Below are 5,639 nucleotides of genomic sequence, written 5' to 3'. Positions count from 1 at the left end.
AAGGCTAACAGAAGATCGTTTACCGAACTTGCTAATTGACATTAAAAATATAGTGGATGGTCAAAGCCAAACAGATCCAAAGTTTAAGACAAATCGTTTATACACTCGAATTAGTACGGCGGAAGTTCGCCGTCAATTGATCGCTCAAAAAGGATACAACACAGAAGAATTACCCAGCGAAGAAACAATTCGGACTCGAATGAATCAGTTGGGATACTATCCAAGTAAAGTGGGGAAAACGAAACCGTCTTTAGACTTATAGTTAGCATTGAGCGCGATACTGTCAGTAATATTATAATCACTACCCACTTCAAAATAGACTCCAGAGTCAGTTGCCGAATAAGTAACACCTTGGAAACTAGCAGAACCAGTAACTCCTAAATAACCGATGCCTGTATCAACTGTCAACTATTACCCCTCCAAACCGACGAAATCCCGAATTACTTTACTGATTCCATCAGTCACCCTAGACAGCTTCTCAAAGTCAATTTTGTCTACCGTGTCATCTGCTGTATGGTAGTAGGGATTGCGAAAAGGTGCAGTATCGGCGATCGTCACTGCTTGATAACCCTGTTGCCAAAACGACCCACGATCCGACCCTCCGACACCCTGGATAAAATCGGGCAGAGCTACGCCTTCAGAGGGAAATTTAGCTTGAGCGCGAAAGGATCGAATCGTATTGCGGAGCAACTCCCGCGAATCGATATCACCGATAAACCCTAGAAAGTTGCCCTGACTGGGATACAAGGAGCTTAGTAGTAGAGGATATTTCTGGGTGTTAACTTTATCTGAGTAGTAACCCAATGTCTCTAAACAAAACATCCCGACGATTTTCTCGCCCCGTTCTTTGGCGCGTTGGGCATATCTAAAACTGCCCATGTTCTTCGTCCCAGACAAGGGCGGCTCCCCATTGGTAAATTCGACAAATCGCAAGGTACGCATGGGTTTGGTACCGACGAATTCCCGAGCTAAGGCGAGTACTGCTGCTGCACCTGTCCGATCGTTTGCGCCTGGACTAGTGACACCAGTATCGTAGTGCCCACCAATGACGAGAATTTCGTCAGCCCGACTACTACCAGGGATTTCGACTTCGAGGTTACTAAAAGTTTTGCCTTCAACGGTGTAGTTCTGCTTTCGGACTGTATATCCTACTTGTGTTAATTCGCGATCGAGATAGTCTTTTGCGGCGACGAGATTTCGATCGTTGTCAACATTCTCTCGTCCGATCTTAACTGCGAGGGTTTCGATATCCTGCTGGAGCATGTCTTGCAGTCTAGTTTCCGATCCGCTCAATAGCTGTAAAGCTTGACGGTAACTCTCTCCTGGCATCCAGATCGTTAATGACCACCCAAAGATCGAGATAGAGGCGATCGCGATCGTGAGGATGGCTAATCTGATAAGGGACGCACGATCGATTAGTTTGAGTTTTGAGTCCATCGCATACAGAGTAGCACATACCTATCCAGAGATAATGATATCACCGATCGCATTTTTTTGGGAAATACCCCCAAGTTTTAAAAAAAGTTCTAGAGATATCACTATTCTATATTTGTTTCATGATAAACGCTCATGCCAATTTCCCATGCTTGGGTGAGGAGCATTCCATATTCAACTAATTGGGGGTGTTGAGCTAGGTTTTGGAGATCGATGAGATTGTGTGCAATCGAAGCGATTAATTCATCTGCATGAAGATGTTGGCGTAAATATAGATCGATCTTTAATGCTATGAGTAAATTTTGTCGAGTCCGATCGAGGATTTCCATCATGCTGTCAGCTTGGGATGGTTCGCATCGATAGTTAGTGAGATTGGTTAATTTTTCTAGAGTAGCGATCGAATTGACGATTCGATTATACTGTTCGATTTGTTCGACTAATTTTAGCAGTTTTTTTAATCGCTTTCCTCTGTAAAAGATCCAGCTATTAACTCCACCTAATGTCCCGATGGTAATTGTGCCATCAACCCAGATTAATTTAGCTAATCGATCGTACTGAGATTGAGATGGTCGATCGGTATTCAATGCACGATCTACTGGTAGCATCATCGCTGCAAATAAGATGCCAGCACCAATAACTTGAATTGAAATTAACTGGATTAATTTGTGTGGTTTTTGCCATACATCTGCTCTCCAAGTAAATCCGACCATCAACTGTCCGATCTCTTGTTGACCGATCGATTCTACTGTCTTTCGATCGATAATTAATTCATCAAATTTATCTACCATATACACGATTGCTATTTACATATTTATCCACCCCATTATTTGGCAGTAGAGCAAAATCCTAATCAATTTTATTAACCCCATCCCTAACCGATCGATTTAAAAGCCGATGCGATGGAAAGATTCCCAAACAGCAGTAAAGAAACTACCTTCTCTCGGTCGAAATAATTCAAAACTGCTACCAGTTCCAAAAAATGGTCTGAGCGTCCACCCTAATTGAGTCCCGACAAATCCATATAAACCCAACCAGAATTTGAGAATATTTTTTCTGATCTTAACGTTCCCAGCTTGTTCTTCTACCTCCGTTGGTTTCATGGTTCGATAGAGGAAAGACACCCCCAATGTTCCCGTCAGTACAAAGATCGCGACATTCAGTAATAGAAAGAAAAATTTGTCATTAATAGTCAACAAGAAAAACAAGGAAATCGGTGCAAAGCCACACAACAAAACCGCAATTACGGTAATTGCAGATAATAGATAAGCCCAATGTTGACGAATGCTGCTGCGAGAGCCAAAGAAAGCATTAAAAATGTATAGAGTTGGGAAACAGACGATTAGCGTAATTAGATATAAAGCTGGAAGCTTGACTGCTGAAGAGAGAATTTGAATCGGCATAGTACTGTTTGTTGCGCCGATAATTGCTCCATATATCGCAAAGCAGCTAAAGCTAGTAAATAGTAGCGAGACAATTTTGCTATTGAGTTTCTCACTATTATGGATTTCATCGATGAAGCTAAATCGATCTTTGAGCAAGTAAATTAGCGTGTTTGTATTTTCCATAACCATCGGTGCTTATTGTGACTCAGTAGTTGATACAGTCTGACTGGGAACAATTCCTATGGTTTTAGTCTAAGTTACACTGGCTATGGATTTGGGCGGAAAAAATCGGCACTTAAAGTCGGGAAAAGTTGGATCTTCGCAAGTGGCTCCCACCTGGCTCTCCCCCAGCTATTACTGGTGTCGCGATCGCTTTTTACTATTCTTCTTCTACTCCAAATGCCTACTCTTCGATCGAATACATTAACAACCAAGTTCCTAATGGTTGGTTGATTAGAAGCCTGCACAACATTGCTGGCAATGGTTTAATTGCCGTCTCGCTGGTGCAAATCTTGGTGCAGCCGATGCGGCGCGAACGGAATTTTTCGCGTTTTTGGCTGCCGCTGCTTTGGAAAATCATGCTAGTATAAGATACTTACATTTGGAAAGGTGGCAGAGTGGTCGAATGCGTCCGACTTGAAATCGGATGAGGTGCAAGCTTCCGTGAGTTCGAATCTCACCCTTTCCGTTTTAATTTGGTTTTAGGCTTTAGGTGTTAGGGTTTGAAGATGTATCTATCCCTGAAACTTAAATACTTAGCGAATATGATAGTATAAAAAAGCACATCGGGTGACTACCAGTGTCGATCGACTCTACATCTAGCTATCGAGTTCAGAAATCGGCAGTAAGTCAGGTAGCCGATACTTTTGCGGGATTGACAAGCATTAATCGCTTGGTAGCCGTCGCTGAGTCTCAGGTACAGTATCGAGTCGAACCAGAACTGCCTGGATGTCCCAAGTTACCGACAGAGCTGCGACTGCGATCGTATCAACAGCAGGCGATCGACAACTGGTTCAAAAATCAAGGTCGCGGCACGCTAAAAATGGCGACAGGCAGTGGTAAAACAATTACGGCACTCGCGATCGCCCATCAATTATATCAACAAATCGGACTCCAAGTCCTCATCGTCATCTGCCCATTTCGACACCTCGTCAATCAATGGGGCAGAGAGTGTGAGAAATTTAATCTTCAGCCGATTCTCGCCTGTGAAAGCATCCACAAATGGCAGAGTAAATTCTCCCATCAACTCGCCAGAATTAATACCGGACAACAAAAATTCTTGACGATCGTCACTACCAACGAAACCCTAATTACCCCAGGATTTCAATCTCAACTAAAATATCTACCCGATCGTACGCTGATTATCGGCGATGAAGTGCATAATCTCGGTGCGAAAAAGCGAGAATCTAGTCTCCCCCGCAATGTCGGCTTGAGACTCGCGCTCTCAGCCACCCCAGAACGCCACTATGACGAGATCGGCACACAGAATATCCTCGACTACTTTGGAGACATCTTACAGCCCGAATTTACCCTCAAAGACGCGATCGAACAAGGTGCCCTAGTCCACTATTTATACTATCCGATCCTGGTCGAACTGACTCAAGATGAGAGCGAACAGTACCTCAAACTCACCCGCGCCATTACCCGTAAGCTCCTCTATAAACATCAAGATCGAGCCGTCAACCACGACGAATTCGACACTCCAGATCTCACGCCATTACTCATGCAACGCTCCAGGCTCATCGGTGCCGCAGCCAATAAACTCACCGCCCTCAAAGCCTTGATGCAGGAACGCTTGAACACTAGTCATACCCTATTTTATTGTGGCGATGGTAGCAGCGACAGCACCCAACAACTTACCGCTGTCACCCACCTGCTCGGCACAGAACTCGGCTACCGCGTCAACACTTACACTGCTGCAACATCACTTCCAGATCGAGAACAACTCCGCCAGCAATTTGAATCTGGCGCACTTCAAGGGCTGGTAGCCATCCGCTGCTTGGATGAAGGGATCGATATCCCTGCCATCAAACACGCAGTGATCCTCGCCAGCAGTACCAATCCACGTCAATTCATCCAACGCCGAGGGCGAATTCTCAGACCAGATCCAGGCAAAGATCGCGCTACGCTCTATGATATGGTCGTATTGCCACCAGAATTAGACCGAGATACGCTGGCGATCGAACGTAATCTACTCAAAAAAGAACTCCTGCGACTAATCGAATTTGCCGATCTCGCCGACAACGCCGCCGCCGCCAGATCCCAACTCCTCTCGCTCCAGAAACGCTACGGATTGCTGGACATTTAAATAGTTGATAGTTGATATATCTACGATGGGAATCGATCGAGCTAGCCTAAAGATTGAACTGCGAAAGAATTGAGGGAATTTCACTCAATTCATCAATAACTACATCAGCCTCCTTTGGTTCCAGCCAATGGGAATTGCGCTTCCACATCGTCCACATCTCGATGCTGTTTGCACCTAAAATGTCCGCTGTGGGATTATCGCCAACGAAAACGCTATCAGTCGCCGCTACTCCCAATCGGTCGAGTGCCCGCTGAAAGATTTCTGGTTGTGGTTTTCTGACTTGCTCTACTTCAGAAATCAGCATAATATCGAAGTAGTCATGAATACCTAATCCGTCGATCTCTAGAGCCTGGAACTGGGAGCATAACACTTTTGCGATGAGTATTTATACTAATGTGGACTCATTCTTGTGCTTGGCTTTACTTTCAATATTTTTGCTTGTTTGCCACTGATTTCTAAGATCCCTAATGTACTGGTGAGTTTTCTGGTTTTGCCTGCTGTTGTTCCTGTCGATT

At 44.5% G+C, this 5,639-nt stretch carries 6 protein-coding genes, 1 tRNA gene and 1 pseudogene; 4 read left to right on the top strand and 4 right to left on the bottom strand.

The genetic code is table 11. The annotated features are described in order from the left end of the window. Positions 1–262: pseudogene (locus ACEW9J_RS06515) on the top strand (ISAzo13 family transposase); the annotation flags it as partial. 149 nt (positions 263–411) lie between these two features. Here the strand turns inward: ACEW9J_RS06515 and ACEW9J_RS06510 are convergent. From ACEW9J_RS06510 to ACEW9J_RS06500, 3 genes are all read right to left on the bottom strand, one after another. Then, complete coding sequence (locus ACEW9J_RS06510; RefSeq protein WP_373544322.1) at positions 412–1,437, bottom strand: M28 family peptidase; 1,026 nt, start codon at positions 1,435–1,437, stop codon at positions 412–414. Positions 1,438–1,538: 101 nt separating this feature from the next. Beyond that, positions 1,539–2,222 carry a hypothetical protein gene (locus ACEW9J_RS06505; protein ID WP_373544321.1) on the bottom strand — a complete coding sequence of 228 codons (684 nt, stop codon included), beginning with the start codon at positions 2,220–2,222 and terminating at the stop codon, positions 1,539–1,541. Positions 2,223–2,318: 96 nt separating this feature from the next. Continuing rightward, positions 2,319–2,999, bottom strand: a complete 681-nt coding sequence (locus tag ACEW9J_RS06500; protein WP_373544320.1) for a hypothetical protein — start codon at positions 2,997–2,999, stop codon at positions 2,319–2,321. Between the two features lie 128 nt (positions 3,000–3,127). On the opposite strand from ACEW9J_RS06500, the gene ACEW9J_RS06495 reads away from it, so the two are divergent. From ACEW9J_RS06495 to ACEW9J_RS06485, 3 genes are all read left to right on the top strand, one after another. Further along, positions 3,128–3,406: a hypothetical protein gene (locus tag ACEW9J_RS06495; RefSeq protein WP_373544319.1), complete on the top strand. Its 279-nt coding sequence runs from the start codon at positions 3,128–3,130 to the stop codon at positions 3,404–3,406. Between the two features lie 13 nt (positions 3,407–3,419). Then, positions 3,420–3,504 (top strand) — tRNA-Ser (locus ACEW9J_RS06490). 186 nt (positions 3,505–3,690) lie between these two features. Then, positions 3,691–5,124 (top strand): DNA phosphorothioation system restriction enzyme, encoded by a 1,434-nt coding sequence (locus ACEW9J_RS06485; RefSeq protein ID WP_373544323.1) that lies wholly within the window; start codon positions 3,691–3,693, stop codon positions 5,122–5,124. 46 nt (positions 5,125–5,170) lie between these two features. On the opposite strand, the gene ACEW9J_RS06480 is transcribed toward ACEW9J_RS06485, so the two are convergent. After that, the gene (locus tag ACEW9J_RS06480) at positions 5,171–5,494 is read right to left on the bottom strand and encodes an HAD family hydrolase (protein WP_373544318.1); all 324 of its coding nucleotides are present in this window, start codon (positions 5,492–5,494) and stop codon (positions 5,171–5,173) included. Positions 5,495–5,639 lie beyond the last annotated feature (145 nt).

This window comes from Chamaesiphon sp. (assembly GCF_041737865.1).
Lineage (GTDB): Bacteria > Cyanobacteriota > Cyanobacteriia > Cyanobacteriales > Chamaesiphonaceae > Chamaesiphon.
Note: the sequence above shows the minus strand (reverse complement) of the source record. Positions and strands in the feature narration are given on the sequence as shown.

What these genes read in the sequence shown, in the direction of transcription:
- ACEW9J_RS06505 (WP_373544321.1), bottom strand. Translation starts at nt 2,222, where the DNA reads ATGGTAGATAAATTTGATGAATTAATTATCGATCGAAAGACAGTAGAA.
- ACEW9J_RS06500 (WP_373544320.1), bottom strand. Translation starts at nt 2,999, where the DNA reads ATGGAAAATACAAACACGCTAATTTACTTGCTCAAAGATCGATTTAGC.
- ACEW9J_RS06510 (WP_373544322.1), bottom strand. Translation starts at nt 1,437, where the DNA reads ATGGACTCAAAACTCAAACTAATCGATCGTGCGTCCCTTATCAGATTA.